Source organism: Teichococcus vastitatis (genome assembly GCF_003604215.1).
In the GTDB taxonomy this organism is placed as follows: domain Bacteria; phylum Pseudomonadota; class Alphaproteobacteria; order Acetobacterales; family Acetobacteraceae; genus Pseudoroseomonas; species Pseudoroseomonas vastitatis.
Genome location: NZ_QXGS01000234.1, coordinates 1 through 564 on the forward strand (window position 1 = coordinate 1; position 564 = coordinate 564).

Here is a 564-nt window from a genome sequence, read left to right on the forward strand (position 1 = left end):
CCGGAATGGTGGGGCGATGACGTGCACCGGCCCCGGCGCGACTATTACCGCCTGCAGACCGTCGAGGGGCCGCGCCTGTGGGTCTGCCGCCTGCTGGAGCCCGGCGCCGAGGCCCGCTGGTTCCTGCACGGCGAGCTCGCCTGAGCCATGCCGCCCGCCTATGCCGAGCTGGGCGCCCGCTCGAATTTTTCCCTGCTCGACGGTGCCTCGCACCCGGCGGAGCTGGTGCTGACCGCCCAGGCGCTGGGCCATGCGGGCCTCGGGATCTGCGACAGCAACAGCCTGGCCGGGGTGGTGCGCGGCCATGTCGCGGCCCAGGAGGCCAGGCTGCCCTATGTCGTCGGCACCCGGCTTGTTCTGGAGGACGGCTCCGCCTTCCTGGCCTGGCCGACGGATCGGGCCAGCTACGGGCGGCTGACCGGCCTGCTGTCGCGCGGGCGCATGCGCTCGCCCAAGGGCGAGTGCCAGATCCGCCTCGACGAGATGGTCGAGCACGCCGGGGATTGGTGCCTGGCGGCCATCCCGCCGCGCTCCTTCGATCCGCCCTTTGCCGGGAGGTTCGCC

At 73.2% G+C, this 564-nt stretch carries 1 protein-coding gene; it reads left to right on the forward strand.

What is annotated here, in order from left to right; all coding sequences use genetic code 11:
* Positions 1 to 147: 147 nt before the first annotated feature.
* A partial coding sequence (locus D2K64_RS24075) for a PHP domain-containing protein (protein WP_120010954.1) occupies positions 148 to 564 on the forward strand: 417 nt, incomplete at its 3' end.